The following is a 26,427-nucleotide window of genomic DNA, read 5'->3' on the forward strand; positions in this document are numbered from 1 at the left end:
TGGTTGGCGAAAACTGCACCTGGCTGTTGATGCAGACAGTGGCGAGATCATTGCACATAGCCTGACAGATCAGGAAACCGGCGACACCTCGCAGCTGAAGCCGTTGCTGGATCAGATCGATGATGAGATCGGCCAGTTCACTGCCGATGGAGCTTATGATGGTTACCCAACCTACCACACTGTTCTGCGTCACAGTGCAGGCGCGAGGGTCGTCATTCCACCGCGATCGAACGCGGTTGAACGGCCTACCGCCCAAGCATGCTGCCAGAGAGACGACCACATAACCTCCATGCAGATAGATGGCCGGCTGAAATGGCAGGCATCAACCGGCTAGGGCAAGCGAGATTTGGTTGAAACCGTGATGGGTCGATACAAGGGCGTTATCGGGCCGCGTTTGCGTGCTCGCTCATTCCTTGCTCAACAGACAGAGGCTGCGATCGGCGTCGCCATTCTTAACCGAATGCTTGCCTGTGGACGCCCGAAATCCGTTCGTTGCCAAGCATCGGCGGGAGCAACCAAATAAGCGGACCCATCAAAGACCGAGCTTCGTTCATTGGCTGATCCGCGCACCAACGCCGATCGGCCGCATAGATGCAAAACGCTGAAGTCTTATACATGTACCAATTCCGGGCGCCGGGGATGCAGGGCGACGAGGTTCTGGCAGAGGAGCATGACCATCCATGATGCGACCTATGTTTGGCCGAGTTCGTCTCAACCGTTCGAATGGCTCTGCAAAGTTTGGCCGCCGTCAATCAACCAGAGTGCGCCGCTCACATGCCGGGCAGCATCCGAGGCCAGAAACAACACGACTTCGGCAACATCCTCGGGTTGACCTATGCGGCGCAACGGGATGCGTGCGGCAAAGCGGTCGACGGCTGAGGCACCCCCGCCGCTCTCAAGTCCTGGAACGCCCAAAGTTGTTTCTATAACGCCCGGGCACACCGCATTGACGCGAATTCCATGCGGACCCAGATCGAGAGCGGCACTCTTCGTAAGCCCGGCGACAGCGTGTTTCGTCGAGACATAACCGCTTCCGCCTGAAAGCACATCCCAGTCCGACATCGACGAAGCCATCGTCACCACTGCCCCACCGCGGCCATTCTTGACCATTCGGGCGGTTGCGGCACGGACCATCAGAAACATGCTGCGCAGGTTCGCCGCGACAATTCTGTCGAAATCCGCGACAGCCAATTCGTGGATAGGCGCCACGGCTCCCGAAATCCCGGCATTGGAAAAGAGAACATCAATCCCGCCATAGGCGTCGCATGTTGCGACGACTGCACGGGCAGCCGCGGCTTCATCGGAAAGATCTCCCGCCACCGTCAGAACCGGACCATCCAGGGTTGCGGCCACGGCGGCAAGCCGGTCTGCATCGAGGTCCGCCAGCATCACGCGTGCCCCCGCCGCCAGAAAAAGACGTGCGGTAACAGATCCGATTACGCCGGCACCGCCGGTGACGAGGACAGATTTACCCTGCAGATCCTTGCTCATGATTCGCCTCCTGCGATGCTATGTGGATAATCAGACCAGCCGTAAGCCGGTACAAAACCGATCGTCTGCCGCGCCCTGGAAGCATCAATCAGGCTCTTTCTGCCACTCAGATTACCGACCACGAAAACCTCGGGCCAGCTTTCGGCGACAAGTTCTGCGCTTGGCCGCGTCGCAAAGCTGTCGTCCGCGGAGACGAAAAGGCGGAGATGGCCTTCGATGTCGGCTTCCGCCGCGGCGACGAACGCCCGGCCCGCGTCGCGGGCATCGATCCATGACCACAGATGAATATGGGAATCGGGATCGTCGCGGATCGGAACGACCTGTTCGGCAAAGCTTTCAGGCGTATGGATCCAGGGCAGGCGCAGGCTGACGGCCGCGTTGCCGGTGCGGCGCACATAGGCATCGAGCATCTCTTCGCCGAGCCATTTCGTGGTAGCGTAGACGTCTTGCGGCGCAGCTTTTTCGTCTTCCGTGATCGGTAACGCGGTCAATTTTGGACGATTCGGCGCAAAAGGCAGGCCGATAATGCTGTAGGATGAGGCATAGATAATCCGGGTCGCGCAGCCATCCTCCGCACCGGCGATCGCGGCATACATCAGCGCCATGTTGGTGCTAAAGACGTCGCTCGCCTCATAGCCAACAGGACGCGGCAACGCGGCACAATGGGCGACGAACGATGCCGTTGCAAGATGGCGGCGAGCAACCGCAAAATCACGCAAATCAACGGCTTCCACCCCTAAATCAGCGTCGCCAACGATGTCCAAACCCCGCGCATTCCAGCCAACGTCCCTGAATGCCGCCAGGACGTTTCGGCCCAGGTGGCCGGCGGCACCGGTTACGACGACACTTCGCTGGTCTTTGGTGATCTCGGATTCTGACACAGGCGGCCTCCTTTCGGAACAGAAATCACGGGCCGATGCGCAAGTGGCTTGACAGAACGGAACGGCCTCGGCCTAATTAGTTCGTACACGAACGTTACCGTCAGTCAAGAAGACGGTCCAATCCGACGGTTCACGAGAAAGAGTCACAAAGAGCTCCCACGCGAAGCACCAACATCACAGGGGTACCAGAAATGAAACTCAGCACAGCACGTTCCCTTTCACTCGTGGCCCTCTTGGCCGCGCTCCCGGCAACAACTGCCCTTTCACAGGACAAGGAGCCGCTGAAGGTCGCGGCGATCTCTGGCTATTTCAGCCAGGGATTCGGCATATCGATTGTAGAGGGCCTCAATCGGGCCGTCGATGAACTTGGTGTCGAACTCAAGATCGTCGACACAGGAAACCGCGCGCTCGACTACGAAGAACAGTTCAACAACCTTGCCGAAGACGGTGACTATGACCTGATTTTCGTAATGGGTTGGGAGCTCGTCGATGCACTGACCAAGACTTCCGACAGCCATCCTGACCAGCGCTTCATCTTCATCGACGGAGTGCTGGAGAGTGAGAACATGACTTATATCGATTTCCTTGAAGAAGAGGGATCGTTCCTTGTCGGTGCGCTCGCGGCTGAGCTTGCCGGTGGCAAGGTCGACGGTTTTGACAGCTCGACGGAAGTCGGCTTCATTGGCGGCCGAGATATTCCCGTGATCCAGAATTTCAGGATGGGAATGCAGCAAGGCATCGATTACGTCGACAATGGCACAGAGCTGGCGGCGGTATTTGCCGGCACGTTCGACGACCCGGCCAAGGGCGCCGAATTGGCCATGACGCTGTTTGATCAGGGAATGCCGATTGTCTATCAGGCTGCAGGCCCGACCGGCGAAGGTGTGCTTCAGGCCGCAGCCCAGTCCGACGGCTTTGCTGTCGGTGTCGATATCGACCAGTGCCCGTCCGCACCTGGACACATGCTGGCCTCCATGCTCAAGCGGGCCGACATCGCGGTCTATGATTTGATCGAAGGCCAGCTCGCTGGAAATCCAGTTGTTCCAGGTACGGTTCGGGTCGGTGTCGCCACCGGCGGCGTTGAACTGAAGATCTGTGAAGATATCGCGGACAAGATTCCGGCCAGCGTCATTGATGCGATGGAAAAGGTCCGGTCCGGCATTGCCGACGGATCGATCAAGGTCGAACTGGGTCAGTAACCCTTTGCCGGTGCGGACCTGTGTCCGCACCGGCGTTTCCGCCACACTTCCTACAGAAGCGATGACGTGATGACCCTTGCGATCGAGTTGCGCAACATTTCCAAACGGTTTGGCTCCATTCGTGCCAATCGGCGAATTTCCTTTGGTGTCGAATCCGGGTCCATCCACGCGCTGGTTGGCGAAAACGGAGCCGGCAAGACGACGCTGATGAATGTTCTTTTCGGGTTGTATCAACCGGACGAGGGCGAAATATTGATCAACGGAGAGCCTGTGGTGATGGCGACCCCGCGCACAGCAATTTCCTGCGGAATTGGCATGGTGCATCAGCATTTCAAGCTGGTCCCGTCGCTGACGGTGGCAGAAAACATTTTCCTCGGCATGGAAAAGATTCGCAACGGCCTGATTGATACCCGCGCCCAGGAAGCTGAGGTCGCAGAGTTGTCGCAACGCTTCGGACTGGCTGTCGATCCGGCCAAGAAAGTGGCTGACCTGTCGGTTGGCGCCGAACAAAGGGTCGAAATTCTCAAGGTGCTGGCGCGCGGCGCCAAGACAGTCATCCTGGACGAACCCACGGCAGTTCTGACACCACAAGAGTCACGGGAACTGTTCACCATCCTGCGCGGCTTCACAGCGCAAGGCATGACCATCATCTTCATTTCTCACCATCTCGACGAGGTGATGGAAGTGTCCGACACCGTCACTGTCATCCGGGATGGCGCGGTTGTCGATACTGTTTCACGCGATGGCCTGACCGAAGACGATCTGGTCCGCATGATGGTCGGTCGCGAAGTCAATTTCTCCCGTCGCCCGCGAACACCTAATGAAGGGAAATCAGCCCTTCGCGTGTCGCGGGTCTGTGCCCGAGATGGACGCGGAGTACCGACCCTGCGCGACGTCAGTCTCGAGGTGGGGGCCGGCGAAATCGTCGGCGTGATCGGTGTAGATGGCAACGGGCAGACCGAACTGGCCGAGATCGTCGCCGGCCTGCGCGAACCCAGCCACGGCATGGTTGAGATCGCTGGCATGGCTGCACCTGCGGGCGATCCGCGTGCCGCCCGTGATCTGGGGCTGGTGCACGTCCCGGCAGACCGGGTCCGCCGTGGTGTCGATGGCAGCGGCACAATAGCCTCCAATATTCTGATGGGGCGGCAGTATGATCCAGAGTACACCTCGGCTGGAATCGTCTTGTGGTCCCGGGTGCGCGCCGCCGCAACCGCGCTGATCGAACGTTTCGATATCCGTTCCTCCGGCCCGGATCAGGTGGTTGGCAAACTGTCTGGCGGCAACATGCAGAAAGTGGTGCTGGCCCGCGAATTCTCCCATGGCGCTCCGGTTCTGCTTGTCGATCAGCCCACACGCGGTGTTGATATCGGAGCGATGGAGCGTATCCACGATGAAATCATGGAACAGCGTGACAGAGGTGCCGCGATACTGCTGATATCGGCCCAGATCGACGAAGTCATAACTCTTGCCGACCGGATTCTCGTGCTCTTTGCGGGGCGTATCGCCGGTGAGGTTTCCGGTGACACCACGAATGAAGACGAAATCGGCCGACTTATGGCCGGCGGCAGCTTGGCCGCGGAGGTGGCAGCATGACTAACCGCTCCCCCGAGCTTTCCGAGCAGCGCCCGCTATATGAGCGGTACGAACATCTGATCGGTCAGGCCTTGGCAATTCTGATCGCTCTGATCGGCGGCACCATCCTAGTGCTGCTGATCGGCGAGAACCCGCTGCTGGTTTTTGCAACACTGGTTGACGGCGCATTGGGCAGTCCCGAGCGGATTGCATCATCTCTGCTTCAATCAACACCGATTATCCTGTCGGGCGTCGCGGCCTGCATCGCATTTCGTGGCGGGCTCTTCAATATTGGTGTCGAGGGGCAGCTCTACATGGGCGGCTTTGCGGCGGCCTGGATCGGGTTTGCCTTTCAAATGCCGCCGGTTATCCATGTCATCGCCGGTTTGATTGCCGCTGTGGCTGCGGGTGGGCTGTGGATCGCCATTCCCGCCTTTTTCCGGGCGCGCTACGGCACCAATGAGGTCGTCTCGACCATCCTGTCAAACTATGTGGCGATACTGCTCACATCCTATTTGACCATCGTGGTGTTCAAGCGGCCGGGCGGTTGGTCCGAAACCCCGGGCATCGCCGAAACGGCCTACCTGCCGCAGCTCATGTCCTATTCGCGGCTGAATCTCGGAATTGTCATTGCGATCGTAGCCGCCATTATGCTGCATCTGTTCCTGACCCGAACTCCGGCGGGCTATGGCATGAACGCCATGGGCCGAAACCGCAGTTTTGCGGAATATGGCGGTGTTCCGATCCGGCGCAATACGTTCTTCATTCTGTTGGCCTCCGGCGCAGTTGGCGGCCTTGCCGGCGGTGTCGAGACACTGGGTGTGCACCACAGGTTCATGGAGGGTTTTGCTCCAGGCTTCGGGTTTGACGGTGTGATAGCGGCACTCCTGGCCAACGGCAATCCCATCGGCACCATCGGCACCGCGCTATTCTTCGGCGCCTTGCGTTCCGGCAGCCTGCTGATCGAAGTCGACACCAATGCAAGCCGCGAAATCATCACTGTGTTTCAGGCGATTATCATCCTGTGCGTTTCCGCCCAAATCCTGATCCGCAATCGCCGCGATTCAACCCAAGGAGAGCGTCGTTGGAAGATCTAGACCGCATCTTCAATATTGCACTGCTGGCAGCAACACTGCGCACCACCGCCCCGATTCTGCTGGTGGCGCTGGGCGGCACCTTCACCACGAAAGCCGGTATTTTCAACATCGGCCTTGAAGGGCAGATGCTGATGGGTGCCTTCTTCGGCGTTCTCGGATCGATCTGGACCGGCTCCGCCTGGGGCGGCCTGCTCTGCGGGGTTGCGGCCGCTATGACTTTCGCAGCAACATTTTCGCTGTTTGTCGTCACCTTTCGCGCCAATGAAGTGGTGGTCGGTCTTGCCCTCAACATCCTTGCAGGCGGACTGACGATATCATTGACCAAGGCAATCTTCGGGGTGCGCGGATCCATCGTCAACAACGGCATCGTCGGATTGCCGCGGATCGACTTGCCGGGAGAGGATCTGCTCGGACCACTCGAGCGGGTGCTGTCGAATCACACACCGTTGATCTATGTGTCCTTCATTCTGGTCTTCGTGGTCTGGCTGATCCTTTTCCGCACGAAGTTCGGTCTGCATGTCCGCGTCACCGGGGAAAAGCCAGAAGCCGCGGAGGCTCTCGGCATTTCCACCGCCAGGATGCAGCATCTGGCATCGCTGTGCTGCGGCCTGCTTGCCGGTCTTGCAGGTGTGCACCTGTCCCTCGGATACATCACCATGTTTGCCGAAAACATGTCGGCAGGTCGTGGTTTCATGGCGGTTGCCGTGCTTATCTTCTCGGCCGGAGACCCTGGCAAGGTCCTGGCCGGATGCTTGCTGTTTGGCCTGTCCGATGCAATTTCGTTGCGACTTCAGAGCTTCGGCCTGTCCTCGTATCTTGTGCTGATGGTTCCCTATCTCATCACGCTTGGCGCCTTGTTCGTACTGACCGTCCACCAGCGTCCTCGTATCTTCCGCGAAACACTGCAAAGCCTCAACGTGATGAAAGAAGGCGCCTTCGCTTCCACAAAGAGAAAGACCAGCAAATGACCCTCTCACATTTTACCGCGGGCCTGCGTCATGACTGAAAAGATCATCCTCGACATCGATGGCGCCGGTGACGATATCCTCGCCGTACTTTACGCCGCCGGCAACCCAGCCATCGACCTGCTGGGCGTGACCTCCGTCACCGGTGCAGCTGGCGCTGTCGAGCAGGTGACCAGAGTGGCACTCAACGCACTGTCCCTGGCCAAGCGTGAGGACATTCCGGTCGCGGCCGGAGCATGGCGGCCCATTGTCGGCAATTCCAAGGCCGACACCGATGCACCCGTAAATGTCGAAAAGAAGTTGCAGACGCTGCTTGGAGACCGGCTCAAAGGGTTCAATCCGCCCGCTCCGGAGCCTACGCACCAGGCCATTGACCAGCATGCTGTGGACTTCATCATCGCTCAGGTGCGGAAGTATCCGGGCCAAGTGTCAGTTGTCGCGACCGGCCCGCAGACCAATGTGGCACTGGCTCTGCGCATGGCCCCCGACATCGCGCAACTGGCCAAACGCTTCGTGGTTCTGGGCGGGTGTTTCACAACGCCGGGCAACATCACACCGGTGTCGGAATACAACATCTGGGCCGACCCGGAAGCCGCACGGGTGGTCTTGCGTTGCGGCGCACCGGTGACACTGGTGCCACTTGATGTATGCGAAGACAACCGGGTAGCCGCATCGATGCTGACGCGCGATGATCTGGCCGATCTCACCTTTACCGCACCTGACAACCGGGTCACCACCTGGGTATGCGAAACCTTCCCGGTCTATGTGGATATCTGGCGCAACTTCTTTGAACTGGTAGGCTTTCCGCTCGACGACGCCATTGCCGTGGCAACCGTCGTTCATCCCGAACTCTTCGATTTCGCGCCGCCCTGTTTCGTTGATGTTGCCCTGTACGAACGGCTTGTCCGTGGACAGACGGTTGCGCATCGCGGCGTGCAGATCCTTGACTTCGACGGACCAAAGACGACGTCTGTGGCCCGCAACATTGACGGCCGGTCGTTTATGGCCGGCTTCAAATCCGCTCTCGTTGCACTGGGATAATTGATATGACAACACCGATCCTTATGGACTGCGATCCCGGCCACGACGATGCCATTGCGCTTGTCATGGCACACAGGTCCCCAGCCATCGACCTGCGTGCAGTAACCACTGTCTGCGGCAATGCGACAATCGAGCGGACAACCGCCAATACCCTGCGTATTCTCAAGTTGATCGGCTGCGATGCGCCGGTTTATCAGGGTTGCGCAAACCCCCTTGTCCGCGATCTCGTGCTGGGCACGGCTGACGGCCCGTCAGGGCTTGACGGGTCACCCTACCTGCCTGAACCCGGCACTCTGCCAACAGACATTCATGCCGTCGATTTTTTGGCGCAAACGCTGATGAGCGCTCCGGAACCCATGGTAATCGTTGCAACCGGCCCGCTGACAAACCTGGGAATGCTGTTTCTGAAACATCCGGAAACAATTCCGAAGATCGCCAGGATCATCTCCATGGGCGGGGCTTTCTGGCGCCGTGACGAAACCATCACGCCGACCGAGTTCAATATTTTCTGCGATCCGGAGGCCGCCCAGATCGTATTTGACAGCGGTGTTGACGTATTGATGGTCGGCCTCGATGTAACGATGAAGGTGCTTGTCGAAGCACCGCAGTTTGAGGCTCTGGCCAAAATCGACACCGATCTCGGGCGTGTGGTGCATGACTGGCTGCGCTACTATGAGAAACTCCATCGCGGGCAGATGGGAATCGGCGGTGCGCTGCATGACCCCCTGGCGTTGGCTCTTGTCATTGATCCGACGCTGGTCCGTTCACGGACGGCTCATGTCGCCGTCGACTTGACAGGAACGCACATGTTCGGTGCCACGGTCGCTGACTTCTGGAACGAACGCGGCATTCCCGCCAATGTGCAGGTGGCCTCAGAAGTCGACGCTGACCGGTTTTTCGAATTGCTCTGGTCGCTGATACGCGATTGACAGGAGGTTTTATGGACGACGTATTTTCGGCACACCGGCACGAGGCCGGCACCACATTACGGCCCGCCTCCGCGGCACTGGTCATTGTCGACATGATCAACGAGTTCTGCAAGCCGGGGGGCAAAATGGTGCTGCCAGGCTATGAGGCACTCATTCCCCAACAGCAGGAATTGATCACTGCTGCCAAGGCTGCCGGAATGCCGGTGATCTTCGTGATCGACAGCCACCGCAAGGGCATGCGCCGCGACCGGGAGTTTTTGAAGCGGACAGCGCATGGCGAAGAAAACACCTGGGCCACTCAGGTTGTGGATGAAATCGCGCCCAGTCCCGACGATATCATCGTGATCAAGCATCGCTACTCGGCGTTCTTCCAGACCGATCTCGATCTCGTACTGAAAGACATGCTGATCGATCAGATCCTCGTCTGCGGAGTGGTTACCAATATCTGCGTGCGCTCGACCGTCCATGACGGATTCTTTCTTGGCTACGACGTCGTAGTGCCATTCGATGCCTGTGCGGCGACCGGCCCGCGCGAACAGGATTCGACCCTGTATGACATTGCGACACATTTCGGAACCGTTGCCACAACGCGCGAGGTGACAACAGCCATTGCCGGCAAGAGCGAACTGATCAACCGGTTGTTTGAACTGTGACGGATGACACCGGAACCACCGCGCCGCTCCCAACTGTCGATTTTGAGCTGGAGATTCACAACGCCCACTTGATCCGGCGCGCGCATCAGCGCGCAACGGTCATGTTCCAGCAGATGCTTGGCCAGTACAAACTGACCCCGACGCAGCTTGCAGTGTTGGGCACACTCGACCGTTCTCCGGACTTGCCGCAGAACGAACTCAGCCGGCGAACCGCCATAGATACAGCCACTCTGAGTTCGATGCTTCGCCGGCTCGAGGCAGCGGGACTGATCGAAAGAGTGTCTTCGTCCCTGGACCAGCGGGTTCAACTCGTTCGGCTCAGCGATCAAGGCAGAGAGTTGACGAGACCGATGGTGCCGATATCGATGCAGCTCAGTGCCGCACTGCTGGACCCTATTCCCGCTGCCGAGCGTGCCCGTTTTGTTGAACTTCTGACTCTCGTCGGTGCCGATCTCGACAGCCCACTTCACACGAAAGGCAAAACCAAATGACCATTACCCCTGACGATTTTCCGATCCGCAAGATCGCCACCATCGTCGAAGAAATTCGCCACGATGGAGGCCCGCCGGCCGCCGTGCCGCGCCGTCGGGCAGCCGCTCTGGTTCTTGTCAAGAATCCGTTTGCCGGCGCCTATCATGCGGACCTGCAGCCGGCGATGGATGCGCTCAAACCTCTGGGTCTCGAAATGACCAAACGGCTCATTGCCGCTCTGGGCGGGATTGACGGTGTGGACGGATACGGCAAAGGTTCGCTTGTTGGTTCGGCCGGAGAGCTGGAGCACGGCGCGCTGTGGCATGTGCCTGGCGGTTATGCCATGCGCGATGCCCTAGGAGAGGCGCTGGCCATCGTCCCATCATCGAAAAAAGTTGGTGGTATGGGCGCCAGTCTCGACATCCCAATCGGCCACAAGGATGCAGCCTATGTGCGCAGCCACTTCGATTCGATGGAAGTCCACTTTCCTGATGGCCCCAAGCCCGACGAGATCCTGTTCGCCCTGGTGATGACCTGTGGCCCCCGGGTACAGAACCGGATGGGTGGGCTCGAGGCAGACAAGATCTCGCTGCGGGACGGCCAGCGCTAGAGCCGGTCGCTTGTGAACTGGTTTATCCACATCAGTCAGGACAACATTCTCGCGCGATGCAAGGTATCGCGCGGGAATGTTTTCTGACATCACAGCTTAATAGCCATCGTTCGGGCATGAGCGTTCATGTCCCACAGGACCCCGGACGGCGCTGCAGACTCCTGTTTAGATCATGGAATTCCGGAGGTCGGCTGTAGCCGGGAGATCGACCGTGTTATCCGGACCGATCACGACACAAAACAGCTTTGAGGCCTCTGCGGCTGAATAATAGCCTAACGCCACGTCGCCGGCGACTTTCGCCGGGTCGCGCTTGAACGGGTTACCATAACCACCGCCTCCCGGGGTGGTGATCTCGACAAAATCGCCGGTTTTCATCGCCAATCCCTGCTCCTTGGACAGATGTGGCGGGATGTGAACTGCACGCCCCTGTCTGTGCACCCGGATGGTACCCGGCACCCCGTCGTTACCGCCACGCACGCCGGGTGGACCAAAACGGTTATGGTCCATCACGAACGAGGCGGTGCTGTCGCCGCGAAGGATCTCGACCGTGTAGCGCAGACCAAAACCGCCGCGATGTTCGCCGGCGCCTCCCGACCCTTCCGCCAATGCATATTCTCGAAACAGCACCGGAAAGGTTTGTTCGGTAATTTCAACCGGCGGTGACTTGGAGATTCCGATGGTGGAACAGCCATTGCTGATCCCGTCCCCATCTTCATAGCCGCCGTAACCGCCACCGGTTATCTGGTACATGACGAAATCGCGCCCCCGGTCGGGGTCGCTGCCGCCCAGAACAAAGTTTCCACTGGTGCCCGCCGGCGCTGCCGTCACACGGTGCGGCACCGCCTCGACGAGAGCCAGAAACACCGCCTCTGCAATTCGCTGGGATACCTCTGCGGCGCAACCCGATACGGGCCGCGGATATCGGGCATCCAGAAATGTTCCGTCCGTGCCGATGATATCCACCGGTTCAAACGCGCCTGCATTCAGCGGCACATCGGGAAAAATGTGGCGCAAAGCGAGATAGACAGAACTGTGTGTTGTTGCCAGAACACAGTTCATCGGTCCTCTGCAGGGGGGGCTGGAGCCCGCGAAGTCGAAGACCAGACGATTATCCGCAGTTCGTGTCACGCTCAGTTTGATGTCAAGCGGGTCGGGATCAATTCCGTCGCTGTCGATATGCGCAATCGCTGAATAACAGCCCTCAGGCATGGTGCCGACCATAACCGTCATTTGCCGTGCGGCGCGGCTTCGGACTTCTGCGATTGCCCCGGCGACAGTCCCGTCACCGTAGCGGTCGAGAAGTTCAGCCAGTCGTTCCGCCCCGACCCGCAGCGCTGCTGCCTGAGCGGTGATATCGCCGATCCGTTGTTCAGCAACCCGGATGTTGGACTTGATGATCGACAATATCTCGCGATCCAGCACGCCCTTCTTGAACAGCTTAACCGGCGGCAGGCGCAGACCCTCCTGCTCGATCTCCGTTGCTGAAGCAGAAAATCCGCCTGGCACAGCACCGCCCACATCGGGCCAGTGGCCGACATTGGAGAGCCAGCAGAATATCCTTCCGTCGCGCCAGAAAGGTGTGGCAAAGCGGACGTCCATCAGATGGGTCCCGCCCAGATACGGGTCGTTGACTGCGTAGACGTCGCCCGGTTCGGGCGCCGCCACCATGCCTTCGCCGATCAGGCGGATAATATGCGCAGTCGATGCCTGCATGGTGCCAGTAAACACAGGCAAACCGCGCGCGCCCTGAGCGATCAATGCACCGTCAACCGCTGAATAGATCCCGTCCGAGCGGTCATCGGCCTCAGATATGATCGGCGAAAATGCAGCCCTGCTGAACACCAGATCCATCTCGTCGCAGACCTGCTCCAGCCCTGCCTGTATGACTGTCAGTGTGATTGGATCGATGGTGGTATCAGATATCACTGCGGTCTCCCTGCTTGGAAATGACGAGGGTGTCGGTGTCATCGGTCACGGCAATATCCCCGGGCTCCAGAACGGTCGTGGTGTCCAGCTGCGTCAGGATCGCGGGGCCGGCGATCCGTGAACCTTTCGGCAATCGGGCCCGGTCAATGACCGGTGTATCGTGGGTCTGGCCGTCAAAGCGGACAGGTCGCCGTCCGGTTGTCGCATCCGCCACCGATGCCGCCCGCCCTTCCAGAGGCAACAGCCCATCGAGGTCAACCCGTTGACGGACGCCGATGACCGAGGTCCTGACGGTAAAGAGTGTTGCCCGGACTTCGGGCAAGCGGACACGGAAGCGGACAAAATAGGCTTCGGCAAAATCATGGTTTAGTCGCTTGAGGTCGACAGGGCCCTGCGGAAGCGGGACCCGGATAAGATGGGTCTGTCCGGTAAATTTCATGTCGACGCTGCGCTCGACCTCGATGCGCTGAGAAACGACGGCTTCACGTTCCAACGCCGCGCGTCCCGCGTTCAACTGGTCCGCAAGAAGCCGGTCAATCGCTCCGGCGTCACAGGTCTCGAGTGGCGCATTGACGGTCTTCACCGCTTCGTGCCGCAGATCAGCTATGAGGCAGCCGATCGCGTTGGTGATCCCCGGTCGTGGCGGGACCACAATCCGGGGCACCCGCAATTCGCCAGCCACCGCTGAGGCGTGCAGCGGTCCGCCGCCGCCAAAGGCAAACAATACGAAGTCCCGCGGATCGTGACCCCGGTCGATCGAGATCAGGCGGATGGCACCAGCCATACGCAAGTTGGCAACCTTCAACGCGGCTTCCGCCGCCGCGTAGGCATCGAGACCAAGAGGGCCGCAGAGATCGCGCTCGAACGCTGCAGCGATCTCGTCCCGCGACGCAGGCTTATCCACCCCCAGGAGGTCGGAGAGCTCAAGCCGGCCCAGCAGTACATTCGCATCGGTGATTGTTGGCCGCGTACCGCCTCGCCCGAAGGCGATAGGACCGGGCACCGAACCCGCACTGTCGGGGCCGACCCGCAACAGCCCGGCCGGGTCGATCCACAGAATTGATCCGCCACCGGCGCCGATGGTTCGTACATCCACCATCGGCACATGAATTGGCAGAGCATAATCAATCTCGATTTCGGAAGAAACCAGCGGGCGCCCGTCAGCGATAAGGGCGACGTCGGTCGATGTGCCACCCATATCATAGGTCATCAAACGCCCCAGACTCGCATCCACCGCCGCACGCGCGGCAGCGATCACCCCCGAGGCTGGCCCCGACATCACAGTCAGCGCCGCCTCTTCCGGCGCCCGGTTGGCGGAAACCGTGCCTCCGTTTCCGTTCATCAGCAAGAATTCCCGGTTATAGCCTGACTGGGACAGTCCCTGGCTCAGCCGCCGGACATAGCGTTCGAGGATCGGCCGAACCGAGGCATTGATCGCTGCCGTTACACCGCGTTCATACTCGCGCACCTCGGGAACCAGCCGGTGCCCAAGCGTGATGTTGTCGTTTGGCCACAGCTCGCGCAAGACGCGTTCGGCCAATAATTCCTGATCGGGATTGGTGCTGGCATGGAGGAAATGCACCACGACCGATTCGCATCCCTTGGCCAGCAGGCTCCGGGCAGCTTGCCTGACTTCGTCCAGGTCGAGCGGAATACGGATCGTTCCCTTGGCATCGATTCGCTCGGTGACTTCAAGGCGCAGATCACGAGGAATGACCGGGGTGAACTTGCCCATCAGTCCGTAGGCATTAGGCCGTGTCCGGCGCCCCAACTCGATCACATCCCGGAAGCCGCGGGTCGTGATCATTCCCGTCCGCGCCATGCGGCGCTGCAACAGTGCGTTTGTGGTGATTGTCGTCCCATGAATGATCAGCGAGACCGCCGAGAGCGGCCAGTCAAGCGCGTTCAAGGCGTTGATCACCCCGATTGACGGGTCGTCCGTCGTGGTGGGATGCTTGGCGACGCTGATTTCGCCGGTCTTCCGGTTCAATGTGACGACGTCGGTGAATGTGCCACCAACATCGACTCCGATAATAATTCCGGTTTCGAGTTTGCTCTTTTCCTGCACGCGGATGTCCTGCCTGATTTGCCCCTGGCCAGACTAAGGTAAAAGTTAGTTCGTACACAAACGAATTTTTGAATTGCACTTCAACCTTCTGATTTCCATTGCGAACTGGAGCTTGCCCAAGGCTTTAGCCAGCGTCGAAGTTCGTTTCAGGCATTGGAGGTGCCTTGATCAGGGCTTTGTTGCACGGAGCATGAAGAGGACGGAAGACGCTCTACCCGCGACGAAACTCCGGCGGTGCGTTCGAAATCAGGGCGGCCAAGTTCGGTCATCCGGTTAAGGATCCGGACGCCGATTTTTGCTTCCATTTTCTGGCTTTCGAACGACCGCGCCTTGAGCTTGGGCCCGATGACGGTCTTCCAACAACGCCCCATCAAGGTTTCGGCGCGGCTGCGCTGATTGAAGCACCATGACTTTTGCTGTGCCATACGGCCATGGGCAGCTATGTCGGCAATATGGCGGTCACGAATGCTCGGGTTTTGGCCGGCGTCGGGGCTCAAGATCGCGTCCTTGGGTTGTGGGATCGTGATTTTGACCGCTGAACTGAAGCGTTCGGCAAGAGCCTTAACCGTTGGCTCTCCCATCCTAAGCACCGTGCGCAATTGGCAATAGAGCGCATCAAGCCTTGGGACTGCCGAAACGCCTGCTTGAACACCATGCGCAGCGTCAGACACATCTCACCGAATAGACAGGCTGGCCACCAGGGGTCGTGCGGGGTGGAGCCGACTACGCCGCAAGCGCGTCGTCGCAGATCCAAATCCTCAGATCACCGCGCCGCCGCAGGCTTCCGTCGTACACTGCCCAGTTGGTTACGCGCTGCTTATGCTTCGGGAAACTTGTCCCGATGATCGCTGTGGAATTTGTGCGGCATCAACAGCATCCTCAAGAGAACAGGCCGCAACCGATATCAGCCGAATTAGTCTCCGCGCAACAACGTCATCTCCAATGGTGGTTCAAACAATCTCGCTCTGCCACACACTGGGGCCGTCGGGGGCGTCTACATCATCAATGCTCAGTGAAAGCGGAGTGCTTGAAATCGAAAACTGTTGACAGATTACAGAATGTGTTGATAGCTTGCCGAAATGTCATCGTTGGAGGGGAAAATTATGAATAAGAAACTTAGATTCTTGATCCTGGGAACTTCGTCCGCATTGTTGATGCTTGGCGCAGTTGCCGGCGCCACGGCGCAAGAGGTGACGTTGCGCCTCGGACATATTTTTGCAGATACTCATCCGATCGGAATCGGAGCGACTGCTCTCAGCGACTATGTTGCAAAAGAAAGCGGTGGTCGTATGCGGATCGTTGTTTTTCCGGCTTCTCAGCTCGGCGGCCTGCGCGCACTGGAGGACGCGGCAGCGTCGGGGCTTCTTGACATCACCCAGTCGTCTGCGCCTTCATTGCAAGCGATTTACGAGCCCGCTGCAGTCCTGACAATTCCCTACGCTTTCCGCGATGCGGCCCATCTGCAGGCGGCCTGGTCGGGGTCGATTGGCCAGAAGATGCGGGACGATCTCGTCACGCAAAACGAGTTGCGCGTGCTTTCGACATTTCCGCAGCCCCCGCGTCACATATCTGCCAATGATCCGATCGCCAATGTTGACGACTTGAAAGGTACGCGTATCCGCGTACCGCAGGTGCCGTCTTGGGTGGCATTCTTCGAGAAGATCGGAGCGGTACCGACGCCGATTGAGCTCGGTGAGCTCGTTACAAGTCTGCAGCTTGGCATTGTCACTGCGCAGGAAAATCCCTACGCGACGATCGAATCGATGAAGCTGTCTGACGTTCAGACATACCTTGTGCCGACCGGCCATGTCAGGACTTTGGACTTCTTTCTCCTGAGCAATGCGACCTACCAAAAGCTTCCGGAAGATCTGCGCAAGATTGTCATGGACGGGGGTGTCGTGGCCGAAAAAGCAGTGATCGCAGAATGGGAAAAGGCCAGTGAGAGTGCACTCGCCAGGCTTCAGGATGCCGGGATGAAACTTCTCGATGTCGACGTGCAGTCGATCATGGATGCATCCGGTGACCTCTACAAGGAGTTCCTGACGTCGGAAAATCAAAAGGTCTTTGAAGAAATCCAGAAAATTCAGTAGCAAAAGAGGGCGGCGAGGCCATGCGCATTCTTGAATCCATCCCCGCAGTCATTATGGCGGCATTGCTTTTCTTTGGGTTCGTAAACATTGTGATGCGCCTGGTCTTCGGCGGCGGTTTGATCTGGTTCAGCGATGTGGGTCGCTATGCATTGGTCTGGATGGTGTTAATCGGCGCCGCCGCTGTCTCAATTCGCAATGCCCACATTGCGGTTGATGTGGGGCTCAATGAGCGGGTTTCACCGCTCTTGGTCAAGATTTTTGCCACAATACGGTTCCTGGCCATTGGGGCGTTCCTCGCTGTGTTGCTTGTCGAAAGCGTTAAGCTTACGCTTTCGACCTTGCCGCAGACCTTTATCACCGTACGGTGGCTGTCGCTTGGCTGGGCCTATGCAGCCCTGCCGGTGGGTGCGCTCTTGATGCTTCTGGCTCTGGTGCTTGGCACATTCCGGACGCGTCCGGCGGCGTCAGAGAATGGCAATCCCAAATGATACTGCTTCTCGCTCTCTTCGCGCTGGCTTTGATTGCGACACCTATTGCTTTCGCAATGGGGGCTGCCTCAGTGCTGCAACTCGCAGTGATCGGTGACTATTTGCAGCTCCAATGGATCCCGCGCCGGATGATGGATGGTCTGGCTTCCTATCCGCTGCTCGCCGTCCCGTTCTTTATCCTCGCAGCCGAACTGATGAATACGGCTGGAATCACCGCTCGGATCTTCACATTCTCTACAGCAATGGTCGGACATATCCGTGGCGGGCTTGGTCACGTCAACGTGCTGTCCAGTGTGCTTTTTTCGGGGATGTCCGGGTCTGCGATTGCCGACGCGGCAGGCCTTGGAAAGATCCAGATCCCGGAGATGACCCGTAACGGATATCCGGCGCCTTTCTCCGCCGCGATCACGGCGGCCTCTGCGACCATCGGACCAATCGTGCCGCCGAGCATTCCGTTGGTGATTTATGGGGTGGTGGCGGAAGAGTCAGTCGTACGATTGCTGATCGCCGGATTTGTTCCCGGCGTGTTGATCGCGCTGCTTCTGTCGTTTGCTGTCTACGTGCAAGCGGTGCGCCACGATTATCCAATAGCACCGCGCACGACGCGAGACGAACGCGTTTCCGCGTCGCGCAAGGCAATCTTGCCGATTGCCATGCCGGTAATTCTCATTGGCGGAATCCTCTCCGGATTTTTCACACCCACCGAGGCCGCACTCGTCGCGGTCGTCTATGCACTGGTCTTGATCACGCTGATATACCGGGAGGCGGGCGCGGGGGATGTCTGGTCGGCGTTTCGAACATCGTCACTGGAAGCCAGCAAAGTGCTGCTCATTGTGGGCCTCGCCTATCCAGTGAGTTTGGTTCTGACGACCATGGAACTGCCGCAACAACTTGTTAAGTTGTTTTTGTCGATAAGCGACAGTTCAATGGTGTTCATGCTTGCGACTTGCGTGCTGCTTCTGATCATTGGCTGCTTCCTCGAATCCGTATCGGCGATGATCATCGTGGTGCCACTGCTGTTGGCTCCAGCGCAGGCTTTCGGAGTTGATCCTATTCATTTCGGCGTTGTTGTCGTGCTCAACCTGATGATCGGGCTGGTCACACCGCCCTTCGGTTTGTCGATGTTCATCGCATGCGAAATATCGGGCGTACGCCAGGGTGCATTCATCAAGGCGATGGCTCCATACTATCTGGCACTGTTGAGTGGGCTCCTACTTGTGGCATTCGTGCCGGAGCTTTCCACCGGGCTTCCTGACCTCGTTTTCGGCGCACGCTGAGTGTGCCGCACCGCACAATTCTTGGAGATCAAAATGGGCTACATAGTAAACTGGAATGACCTTCCGGAGGTTGAAATCCTACCGAACAATTTTCGCAAGTCCGCAGCCGGCCTCAAGACCGGTGTCAACCGGCTTCGCATCGTGCATCCCATGCAAACGCCACGCCACCAGCATGATAGTGAAGAGCAGACAGTGCTGATGCTGAGCGGCCGCATGTACATCCATATTGAGAACGAACGCCACGAGGCTGGTCCGGGAGACGTTTGTGTGATCCCGACGGGCACCGACCATTCCTTCGAGACGATCGAGGGCGAGGTGGAACTGCTGGAAATCTTTGCCCCCATGCGGGTGCAGAACCTTGTCGGTTTTGTCGGAAAGGTGTTCTGATGGCCCTGCAGGAAATCGCGCCCGGCGTCTTCGTCGAGACCGAGCATCTGGGCTCCAACAATTCCATCATTTCGACGCGCGATGGTCTCGTGTTGATCGATTCACCGCACCGGCCGACCGATGCAATGCGCTGGCGCCGAACCGCCGCGTCGATGGGCGACGTCGTTTTTCTAATCAATACCGACCATCATATCGACCATACAATGGGAAACTATTTCCTGCCCGGCACGGTGGTCTCGCACGAAATCACGCGCCGGCAACTCGTCGACAACGCGCCAAGCCGCGAGTATGTCGAGGAACTGATTGCTGTCATTGATCCCGAAGGCGTGCCGTTGTTGCGTGACTACCAGGTCCGTCCGCCCACCGTCACTTTTGTCGACAGGATGGCGCTCGACGTCGGCGGCCTGCGCTTCGATCTCACCCATCGGCCGGGCCACACCCCAAACAGCGCCTATATCGAACTCAAGGCACTCGGTGTCGTCTTTTCTGGTGATCTGTTCTGTGAGCTCGGGCTACCGGCTTTTGTGGAAGCGCATGTTTTTGAATGGCTGGAGGCCGCCCGCTTTTTTGAGACAATCGATGCTGAATGGATTGTGCCCGGGCATGGTGCCGTGTCGCGCCCTGGCGAGGTCACGCCGTTCCGCCAGCAGATGGAAGAACTGATCGGGCAAGTGAGCGACGGCATAGACAAGGGCGATCCGCGCGATGCAATCGCCAATCGGCTGCGCTTTGAAGACCGTATTCATATTTCAACCGGAGGCAGCCCATCTTATCCAGATCATCTGATCGAGCTGTTCCAGCGGAAGAGCATTGAGGCAATTTACGATCAAATCGTCCAGCGACAGAGCGCCGCCTAGAAATATGCGCTATAGAAAGCTGACACTATTTTACAGCTTTTCCGCAAGCAGGAGTTGGTATGAGCTTTCTCGAACCCATAGCGGTCTCATCGATCGCGAAAGAGGCCTTTCACAAGCTGACCCAGGCAATTGTTTCGGGCGAATTCAAGCCTGGAGAGCGACTGTCCGAGGCAGAACTCGCCAGGCGATTTGGCATCAGCCGCGGCCCGATCCGGGAGGCGCTCGGACGGCTCGAAGGCAAGCTGGTCATCCGCACACCGCGGCTGGGCGTCAGTGTCATTGATCTGTCAACCGAAAAGCTTGTCGAGCTGTTCGCTGTGCGCGAAGCGCTTGAGGGCATGGCGGCGCGGCTTGCAGCCGAACGCATCACCGCCCCGGAAATCGAAGAGCTCAATGCGCTGCTCGAGCAGCATGGCGGCAACAAGGACGTTGCCTCGGATTCGGGTTACTACCAGGAAGGCCAGGACGACGATTTCCATTTCAGGATCGTGCGGTCGGCCCGCAACGAGCAACTGGAACTGATGTTGCTGGAGGAGTTGTATTTCAAGCTGAAGCTTTATCGCTACCGCATCAGCAGCACGCCGGGCCGGGCCCAAAAGGCGCTTGAAGAGCATCGCGAAATCGTCAAGGCGATTGCCAGCCACAATCCGGACAACGCTGAAGCCGCCATGCGACGGCATATCCGCAACGCAATTACCGCCGCGGCCAGTCAAATGGAGCGCGGCGAAAAGGAAAGAAACAGGAGCCAGAAATGAAGCCTTGGGACGGTATAATCTCGGAAGAAGAACAACGCGCCTACAATGCCGCAGGTTTTGGCAAGCCAACCGGGCTCGGCAAGCGTCCGGCGCTGATCATCATTGATGTCCAGTATCGCACGGTCGGCACCACACCTCTGCCTTTCTGGGAGTCGATCAAGGAATTTCCGACCTCCTGCGGCCAGGTTGGCTGGGACGCCGTCGGAAATATACAAAAACTGCTGAAAACGTTTCGCGCCAATGACTGGCCGGTGCTGTTTCCGCATGTCGCGCCGAAGGAAAATTTCGATACCGGACGGCTTGCCGACAAGGTGCCGGCGCTGATGACCGTGAAGCGAAGCGGCTATGATTTCGTGGCCGAAGTGGCGCCGCAAGGCAAGGATATCCTGCTGCCCAAGAAGCATCCGAGCGCGTTTTTCGGCACTCCGCTGGCAAGCTATTTGATTGACCTCGGCGTCGATACGCTGGTTGTGACCGGATGCACCACTTCGGGATGTGTGCGCGGCAGCGTGGTCGACGGATTTGCCTATAACTGGCGCATTACCGTGCCGCATGATGCGGTCTACGATCGCAGCAAGGTGTCTCACGCTGTCAATCTGTTCGACATGAGCTCGAAATATGCCGATGTGATGAGCACGGACGAAACCATCGCTGCTCTGGCGCAGATCGATCAAAACAAGGCCGACTGAGCGAGAGGCGGCGGGTGATGCCCGCCGCACCATCGATTCCGGCTATCAGGTTCAGGCACCGCTTCTGACAAGCAGCGCTTCTCCCATATCGTTCCACACCTGCTGTTCCACAATCAGCCCGTTCCTGATCCGGAACTGGTCGGTGAAACGTATGTCCTGAAACACCTTGCCATCCACCCACTCGCCCGTGAGCGTGCCCGAGAAGATGACCGTTTCGATGCCTTCTGCGTCCTGGGGGACATAATAGGTTCGGGCATAGGTCTTGCGCACCTTGCGGTAACGCGCGGCCCCCGACGCGACGAGATCCTCGAGTACCTTGAAGCTGCGGCGGCCGGGATAGATCGCCGTGAAATCCGCTGCGAGCAGGCTGCGGGCAATGTCGATTTCCCTGGCTTCCATCGCGTCGAGGAAGGCGCGGGCAAGGGCGACAGTTTCGCCATTATAGGGGGATGGAGATTGGCTCATAACAGTTGCGGCAAGATGGTGACGATAGAGGGGAAGATGGTCAGGATCACCAGTCCGAGCAGCATCAGCAGCAGGAAGGGAAGCGCGGCCGATGCGAGGTAGGGAAGTTCGCGTCCCGAAATTCTCTGCAGCACGAAGAGATTGAACCCGATCGGTGGCGTGATCAGGCCGATTTCGACCAGGATCACCATGAACACCCCGAACCACAGCAGGTCGAAGCCAGCGTTTTGCGCCACCGGCAGCAGCACCGATCCTGTCAGCACGATCATCGACAAGCCGTCCATGAAGCAACCGAGAACAACAAGGATGAATGCAATGACGAGCAGCAGTCCGTAATATCCGAGCTGTACATCCTGAATCCACGAAACGATGGTGCGGGGAATGCCGGTATAAGCCATGGCTACCTGGAGCGCTGCGGAGGCGCCGAGGATCAATCCGATTGCAGCACAAAAGAGCACGGTGGCCTTGAGCGATTCGACGATCAGGGACGGTGTAAGTCTGTTGTCCATCAACGCCAGCGCCAGCGCACCGGCAACGCCGATTACCGCAGCTTCGGTGGGGGTGGCATAGCCGCCATAGATGGCGCCGAACACCAGGGCAATGAGCACGATAAGCGGCAACAGCGACACGATGGCACGCAACCGGCTGCCATCAGCATGGACGGTGACGCCGGCATCCTGCTGCAGTCCCCGATGCCGGATCGCGACATAGCCGCAGAACAGAGCCGCGATCAGCAGACCCGGCAGGATGCCGGCCAGAAAAAGGTCGCCAATCGATACGTTGAAGGCAAATCCGTACAGGATTAGCGCCACTGAAGGTGGGATCAGTATGCCGAGCGTGCCGGAGCCTGCAATCGATCCCAGTACCAGTTTTTCAGGATAGTTCCGCGCCTTGAGTTGCGGCAGGCTGAGCTGGCCGATAGTGGCTACCGTCGCGGTCGACGAGCCGCACAATGCCGAAAACAGGGCGCTGGCGAAGATGTTGACCTGGATCAGGCCGCCCGGCATGCGCCCGACAAGCACGGCGAAGGCATCAAACAGCTTCTGGGCGGTTCCCGAGCGCGACAAAAGTTCGCCCATCAGCACGAAAAGCGGAAGGGCGGTCAGGCCCCAATTGGTCATCTGGCCGAAATAGGCCGTGGCCATGGCCGTGGCGGGATCGGCATTGGCAACCAGCAGGATGCCAATAGTGGTCAGCAGCAGGATCGTCGCGGCAATAGGTATACCGAGAAACAATAGCACGAACAGACCGATGACGAAGAAAATGGCGATAAGGTCGCGGTCCATGTCAGTGCGCTCCGGATGGCAGGTCGCGGTCATTCTGGTCGAAGCCGGGTCCGAACAGGCGTTCGAGGAAGCGCAACACGAGCGCCAGTTCCAGCATGGCGATTCCGGTCATGACAATTCCCATCGGCAATGCGCGGGGTATCGGCAATGTCCCCAGCATCGTAATTCCCGACTGGAAGGCAGAGTACCAGATCCTCGAGAAACCCATAAGCAGATAACCGATAATACCGATGGTCACGATGTAGGCCACAATCCGCAGCATGGCCGCGCCGGCGGGCTTCATGTTGTTGACGAAGAAGTCGACGGAGATGTGCTGGTCATTGGGTACGGCTGCAGCAAATCCGAGTGCGAAGGTGCCTCCAAGCAGGATGCCGGCAATGTCGTCGGCGGAAGGCACTGATATTCCGGCAAAACGCAATCCGATCACCGCAAGGAAGAGCACAACCAGCAACGCCAGCGATAGACAGGCCAGCACCATCGAGACAGACGCAACCCAGCCGAGGATCCGGTTCATCAGGCGTGCAAGTTGGGGGTTTCGAGCGGGCATGTAAAATGCGTCCTCCGGTTTTCCGAATTGAGATGTCCGTCCACGGGCAGGTATGCCGTGGACGGACAGTTTAGATCAACATAGCCCGATCGGCGATGCTCAGTTGGCAGTCACTTTTTCGCGGAAAGTGTCGATGGTCGCCTTGCCTTCGTCACCTGCCTTGGCCAGCCAGTCCGCGACCATGGCCTCGCCGATGCCGTTAAGCTCCTCGGCCAGTTTTTCGCTGGGCCGGACGATGTTCATGCCGTTGTCGGCAAGCGTCTTTTCCGCTTCGGTGACCTTGGCCTCGCTTTGCTCCCAGCCCCAGGCCTCGACTTCCATTGCCACGTCCAGCATTTCCTGCTGCATGTCTTCGGGCAGCGTCTGGTAGACGTCCTCGCGGACGAACACCATCAATTTTGGCAGCCAGGCGTCGGTCTTGTAATAGTAGTTGGTGTATTCCCAAGCCTTGTAGACAACGCCGGATGTCGGCGCGGTGTTGAAGCTGGAGATCAGGCCTGTTGCAAAGGCCTGCTGCATTTCGGTGATCTGAACCGTGGTCGGCACGGCACCCATCATTTCAGCCAGGCGCGTGGTCGAGGGATTGTAGGCCCGCATCGAGAGGCCCTTTACATCGTCCAGCGAGTTGATTTCGCGGTCGAAAAAGAAGCTCTGCGACGGCCACGGCACAGCATAAAGAAGCCGCACTCCGCTCTTGGCCAGTTCTTCGGACAGCGGCTCGCGGGTCACGTCCCAAAGCACTTTGGCATCGTCATAGGATGTGACGAGGAACGGAATACCGTCGAGTTCCCACAGCGGGTTTTCGCGGCCAAGATTGGTCATCAGCTCCGCGCCCATTTCGACCAGACCGTTGCGGGTCGATTCCAGAACCACCGGATTGGCAAACAGCGACCCACCATGATGCGTAGTGATGTCGAGCTCGCCGTCGGTGACCTCACGCATCTTGTCGGCGAACATCTGCATCGCCTGGCTTTGAAATTCACTTGCCGGATAGGCGTTTGCAAGGTTCCAGTTGAATTCTGCGGCATAGGCCCCGGTCGTGGAAAATGCGGCGACCAAGCTTGCGGCAATCGATTTTTGCAGTTTGTTCATGTGTCACTGTCCTTCATCGTTGAGTGTTTCTGATCGGGTGCGGCGGGAGTTTGCGTGGCAGGAATTTGCCTTTGCCAACGGCCTCTTCCACAAGTTGGTGGTCTCGCAAGGCGAAGCGTCCGCGCGACATCGCATGCACGACCCGACCGCGCAGCGTCATCCCGTCGTAAAGCGAGTAACCCGCGTCGGTGGCACGTGTTTGAGGTCCCACGACATAGTTCTCGTTAAGGTCCATGATCGCCAGATCAGCGTCGAGACCGATCGCGATGCCGCCCTTGCGGTCAGCCATACCCATGATTCGGGCCGGATTGGCCGATGCAAGTTCCGCGATCCGTTCAAGCGGAATGCTGCGCTTGTGATGGCCTTCGCTGACCAGCACAGGCAGGAAAGTGTCGAGCCCCGGGCACCCCGGAGACGCGCCCCAGATGCCGCCCTGCTTTGCCGACATGGTGCGGTGCACGTGGTCGGTGCCGATGGTGTCGATGTGACCGTCGGCGATGGCTTTCCAGAGCGCTTCCCGGTCAGCGTTTTCGCGCAGAGGAGGATTGACCTTTCCAGCCATACCGATGCCGGAATCGACATCGTGGGTAAGGTAGTGGTTGCAGGTCTCGATGAAGACCGGGTAGCCGTCGCGGCGCATAGCGACCGCAGCTTCAAGAGCTTCAGCAGAGGATGTGTGCACACAATAGACCGGCGTGCCGGTGATTTTGCCATAATAGGTGGCGCGCCGGATTGCCTCCGCCTCGATGAAAGAAGGGCGCGCAGAATTCCAGGTCCGAAGGCCGCCTTTGCCTTGCGGGTCGGCGTCGCGCATTCGTGCGGTCATCGCCCAGCCGATCTCGATGTTTTCCGGATGGGGGCACATCATGCCGCCAAGCGGACCGAGGGTTTCAAGCAGCCGGAACATGAAGCCGTCATCAATGCCGGGCAGGCCGAGCCGTTTGCCTTCGTCACCGCGGATATTCATGAACAGTTTTGCGGTCGGAACGCCCAGGTCATTGACATAATGCGGCAGTGAAGCGAGCTGCGCCTCGCTGGCAATGATGAAGTGATAGCCGAAATCGATGCGTGCACCGGCCTCTGTCACCTCTTTCAATTCCGCGAAGAAGCTTTCGTAAGGATCGCCACTCATCACATAGGGAATGAAGCTGGTTACGCCGCCCAGCAGGGCTGCTGCGGTTTCACTGGCGGCGTCCGATGGCACGCGCGGGCGCGAAATATCATTGCCATGGCCCAGGTGCAGATGGACATCTACCCCGCCGGGAAAGACAGTCAGACCAGTCAGGTCGATACGTTCATCAACCTCGACGTCGGCATCCCGCTCCACGATGCCTGCGATTGTCTCGCCGTCAATCAACACGTCTGCCTCGACCAGCCCGGTCCCGGGAATGACGAGCGTCGCGCCTGTCAGATGCTTGGTAAACCTACGTTTCAAAAGGCACCCCCTGATGGTCTTTTCTTCATGAGCTGTGATATCTGTGCATGCAATTTGGAAACTGTCAACAGTTGACGAATCGAACCCCTCTGCTATTGTCCGGAAAATTACAACCACAAGGATGATTGAGTATGGATTCTTCGGCAGGCAAGC

Annotated in this window: 26 protein-coding genes and 1 pseudogene; 17 read left to right on the forward strand and 10 right to left on the reverse strand. The window is 58.6% G+C overall.

The genetic code is table 11. The annotated features are described in order from the left end of the window. A pseudogene (locus ABJN75_RS11200) lies at positions 1-523 on the forward strand (IS5 family transposase); the annotation flags it as partial. Positions 524-711: 188 nt separating this feature from the next. On the opposite strand, the gene ABJN75_RS11205 reads toward ABJN75_RS11200, so the two are convergent. Both ABJN75_RS11205 and ABJN75_RS11210 read right to left on the reverse strand, forming a co-directional pair. Continuing rightward, positions 712-1,491, reverse strand: a complete 780-nt coding sequence (locus tag ABJN75_RS11205) for an SDR family NAD(P)-dependent oxidoreductase (RefSeq protein ID WP_348439676.1) — start codon at positions 1,489-1,491, stop codon at positions 712-714. Further along, positions 1,488-2,372, reverse strand: coding sequence for an NAD(P)-dependent oxidoreductase (locus ABJN75_RS11210; protein WP_348439677.1), 885 nt, complete (start codon positions 2,370-2,372; stop codon positions 1,488-1,490). Before ABJN75_RS11210 ends, ABJN75_RS11205 begins: the two co-directional genes overlap by 4 nt. 191 nt (positions 2,373-2,563) lie before the next feature. On the opposite strand from ABJN75_RS11210, the gene ABJN75_RS11215 reads away from it, so the two are divergent. The 9 genes from ABJN75_RS11215 (at position 2,564) to ABJN75_RS11255 (ending at position 10,912) form a co-directional block, all read left to right on the forward strand. Then, a complete protein-coding gene (locus ABJN75_RS11215; RefSeq protein ID WP_348439678.1) occupies positions 2,564-3,571 on the forward strand; it encodes a BMP family ABC transporter substrate-binding protein in 1,008 nt (335 codons plus the stop codon). A gap of 69 nt (positions 3,572-3,640) precedes the next feature. Continuing rightward, positions 3,641-5,167: an ABC transporter ATP-binding protein gene (locus ABJN75_RS11220; protein WP_348439679.1), complete on the forward strand. Its 1,527-nt coding sequence runs from the start codon at positions 3,641-3,643 to the stop codon at positions 5,165-5,167. Next, entirely contained in the window at positions 5,164-6,243 is a 1,080-nt protein-coding gene (locus tag ABJN75_RS11225; RefSeq protein WP_348439680.1) for an ABC transporter permease, read from the forward strand. The genes ABJN75_RS11220 and ABJN75_RS11225 overlap by 4 nt, the downstream gene beginning before the upstream one ends. Then, complete coding sequence (locus ABJN75_RS11230; RefSeq protein WP_348439681.1) at positions 6,231-7,211, forward strand: ABC transporter permease; 981 nt, start codon at positions 6,231-6,233, stop codon at positions 7,209-7,211. Before ABJN75_RS11225 ends, ABJN75_RS11230 begins: the two co-directional genes overlap by 13 nt. 30 nt (positions 7,212-7,241) lie before the next feature. Next, positions 7,242-8,249 (forward strand): nucleoside hydrolase, encoded by a 1,008-nt coding sequence (locus ABJN75_RS11235; protein ID WP_348439682.1) that lies wholly within the window; start codon positions 7,242-7,244, stop codon positions 8,247-8,249. A 5-nt stretch (positions 8,250-8,254) separates the two neighbouring features. After that, positions 8,255-9,178: a nucleoside hydrolase gene (locus ABJN75_RS11240; protein WP_348439683.1), complete on the forward strand. Its 924-nt coding sequence runs from the start codon at positions 8,255-8,257 to the stop codon at positions 9,176-9,178. 11 nt (positions 9,179-9,189) lie between these two features. After that, entirely contained in the window at positions 9,190-9,831 is a 642-nt protein-coding gene (locus tag ABJN75_RS11245) for an isochorismatase family cysteine hydrolase (protein ID WP_348439684.1), read from the forward strand. Continuing rightward, positions 9,828-10,322, forward strand: coding sequence for a MarR family transcriptional regulator (locus ABJN75_RS11250; RefSeq protein WP_348439685.1), 495 nt, complete (start codon positions 9,828-9,830; stop codon positions 10,320-10,322). Before ABJN75_RS11245 ends, ABJN75_RS11250 begins: the two co-directional genes overlap by 4 nt. Continuing rightward, complete coding sequence (locus tag ABJN75_RS11255) at positions 10,319-10,912, forward strand: amino acid synthesis family protein (RefSeq protein WP_348439686.1); 594 nt, start codon at positions 10,319-10,321, stop codon at positions 10,910-10,912. Before ABJN75_RS11250 ends, ABJN75_RS11255 begins: the two co-directional genes overlap by 4 nt. A 165-nt stretch (positions 10,913-11,077) precedes the next feature. Here the strand turns inward: ABJN75_RS11255 and ABJN75_RS11260 are convergent, their stop codons facing one another. The 3 genes from ABJN75_RS11260 to ABJN75_RS11270 form a co-directional block, all read right to left on the reverse strand. Beyond that, complete coding sequence (locus ABJN75_RS11260; RefSeq protein WP_348439687.1) at positions 11,078-12,838, reverse strand: hydantoinase B/oxoprolinase family protein; 1,761 nt, start codon at positions 12,836-12,838, stop codon at positions 11,078-11,080. Continuing rightward, the gene (locus ABJN75_RS11265) at positions 12,828-14,906 is read right to left on the reverse strand and encodes a hydantoinase/oxoprolinase family protein (RefSeq protein WP_348439688.1); all 2,079 of its coding nucleotides are present in this window, start codon (positions 14,904-14,906) and stop codon (positions 12,828-12,830) included. Before ABJN75_RS11265 ends, ABJN75_RS11260 begins: the two co-directional genes overlap by 11 nt. A 146-nt stretch (positions 14,907-15,052) precedes the next feature. Then, positions 15,053-15,403, reverse strand: coding sequence for a hypothetical protein (locus ABJN75_RS11270; RefSeq protein WP_348439689.1), 351 nt, complete (start codon positions 15,401-15,403; stop codon positions 15,053-15,055). A gap of 657 nt (positions 15,404-16,060) precedes the next feature. Between ABJN75_RS11270 and ABJN75_RS11275 the strand changes: the two genes are divergently transcribed. The 7 genes from ABJN75_RS11275 to ABJN75_RS11305 are packed head-to-tail and all read left to right on the forward strand — an operon-like array spanning position 16,061 to position 21,449. Beyond that, positions 16,061-16,996 carry a TRAP transporter substrate-binding protein gene (locus ABJN75_RS11275; protein ID WP_348439701.1) on the forward strand — a complete coding sequence of 312 codons (936 nt, stop codon included), beginning with the start codon at positions 16,061-16,063 and terminating at the stop codon, positions 16,994-16,996. A 20-nt stretch (positions 16,997-17,016) separates the two neighbouring features. Continuing rightward, positions 17,017-17,484: a TRAP transporter small permease subunit gene (locus tag ABJN75_RS11280; RefSeq protein WP_348439690.1), complete on the forward strand. Its 468-nt coding sequence runs from the start codon at positions 17,017-17,019 to the stop codon at positions 17,482-17,484. Continuing rightward, positions 17,481-18,761, forward strand: a complete 1,281-nt coding sequence (locus tag ABJN75_RS11285; RefSeq protein ID WP_348439691.1) for a TRAP transporter large permease — start codon at positions 17,481-17,483, stop codon at positions 18,759-18,761. Before ABJN75_RS11280 ends, ABJN75_RS11285 begins: the two co-directional genes overlap by 4 nt. Positions 18,762-18,794: 33 nt before the next feature. Beyond that, positions 18,795-19,148 (forward strand): cupin domain-containing protein, encoded by a 354-nt coding sequence (locus tag ABJN75_RS11290; RefSeq protein WP_348439692.1) that lies wholly within the window; start codon positions 18,795-18,797, stop codon positions 19,146-19,148. Then, positions 19,148-20,005: an MBL fold metallo-hydrolase gene (locus ABJN75_RS11295; RefSeq protein WP_348439693.1), complete on the forward strand. Its 858-nt coding sequence runs from the start codon at positions 19,148-19,150 to the stop codon at positions 20,003-20,005. The genes ABJN75_RS11290 and ABJN75_RS11295 overlap by 1 nt, the downstream gene beginning before the upstream one ends. 59 nt (positions 20,006-20,064) lie before the next feature. Beyond that, positions 20,065-20,760 carry a GntR family transcriptional regulator gene (locus ABJN75_RS11300; RefSeq protein ID WP_348439694.1) on the forward strand — a complete coding sequence of 232 codons (696 nt, stop codon included), beginning with the start codon at positions 20,065-20,067 and terminating at the stop codon, positions 20,758-20,760. After that, positions 20,757-21,449, forward strand: coding sequence for an isochorismatase family protein (locus ABJN75_RS11305; RefSeq protein WP_348439695.1), 693 nt, complete (start codon positions 20,757-20,759; stop codon positions 21,447-21,449). Before ABJN75_RS11300 ends, ABJN75_RS11305 begins: the two co-directional genes overlap by 4 nt. 51 nt (positions 21,450-21,500) lie before the next feature. Here ABJN75_RS11305 and ABJN75_RS11310 read toward each other — a convergent pair whose 3' ends face one another. From ABJN75_RS11310 to ABJN75_RS11330, 5 genes are all read right to left on the reverse strand, one after another. Continuing rightward, positions 21,501-21,914, reverse strand: coding sequence for a nuclear transport factor 2 family protein (locus ABJN75_RS11310; protein ID WP_348439696.1), 414 nt, complete (start codon positions 21,912-21,914; stop codon positions 21,501-21,503). Then, on the reverse strand, positions 21,911-23,200 hold the full coding sequence (locus ABJN75_RS11315) for a TRAP transporter large permease (RefSeq protein ID WP_348439697.1): 1,290 nt from the start codon (positions 23,198-23,200) through the stop codon (positions 21,911-21,913). The genes ABJN75_RS11310 and ABJN75_RS11315 overlap by 4 nt, the downstream gene beginning before the upstream one ends. 1 nt (position 23,201) lies before the next feature. Beyond that, positions 23,202-23,747 (reverse strand): TRAP transporter small permease, encoded by a 546-nt coding sequence (locus ABJN75_RS11320; protein WP_348439698.1) that lies wholly within the window; start codon positions 23,745-23,747, stop codon positions 23,202-23,204. A 99-nt stretch (positions 23,748-23,846) separates the two neighbouring features. Further along, positions 23,847-24,839, reverse strand: coding sequence for a TRAP transporter substrate-binding protein (locus ABJN75_RS11325; RefSeq protein WP_348439699.1), 993 nt, complete (start codon positions 24,837-24,839; stop codon positions 23,847-23,849). 13 nt (positions 24,840-24,852) lie between these two features. Then, a complete protein-coding gene (locus ABJN75_RS11330; protein ID WP_348439700.1) occupies positions 24,853-26,274 on the reverse strand; it encodes a dihydroorotase family protein in 1,422 nt (473 codons plus the stop codon). Between the last annotated feature and the right edge of the window lie 153 nt (positions 26,275-26,427).

Source organism: Hoeflea sp. (genome assembly GCF_039975035.1).
In the GTDB taxonomy this organism is placed as follows: Bacteria; Pseudomonadota; Alphaproteobacteria; order Rhizobiales; family Rhizobiaceae; genus Hoeflea.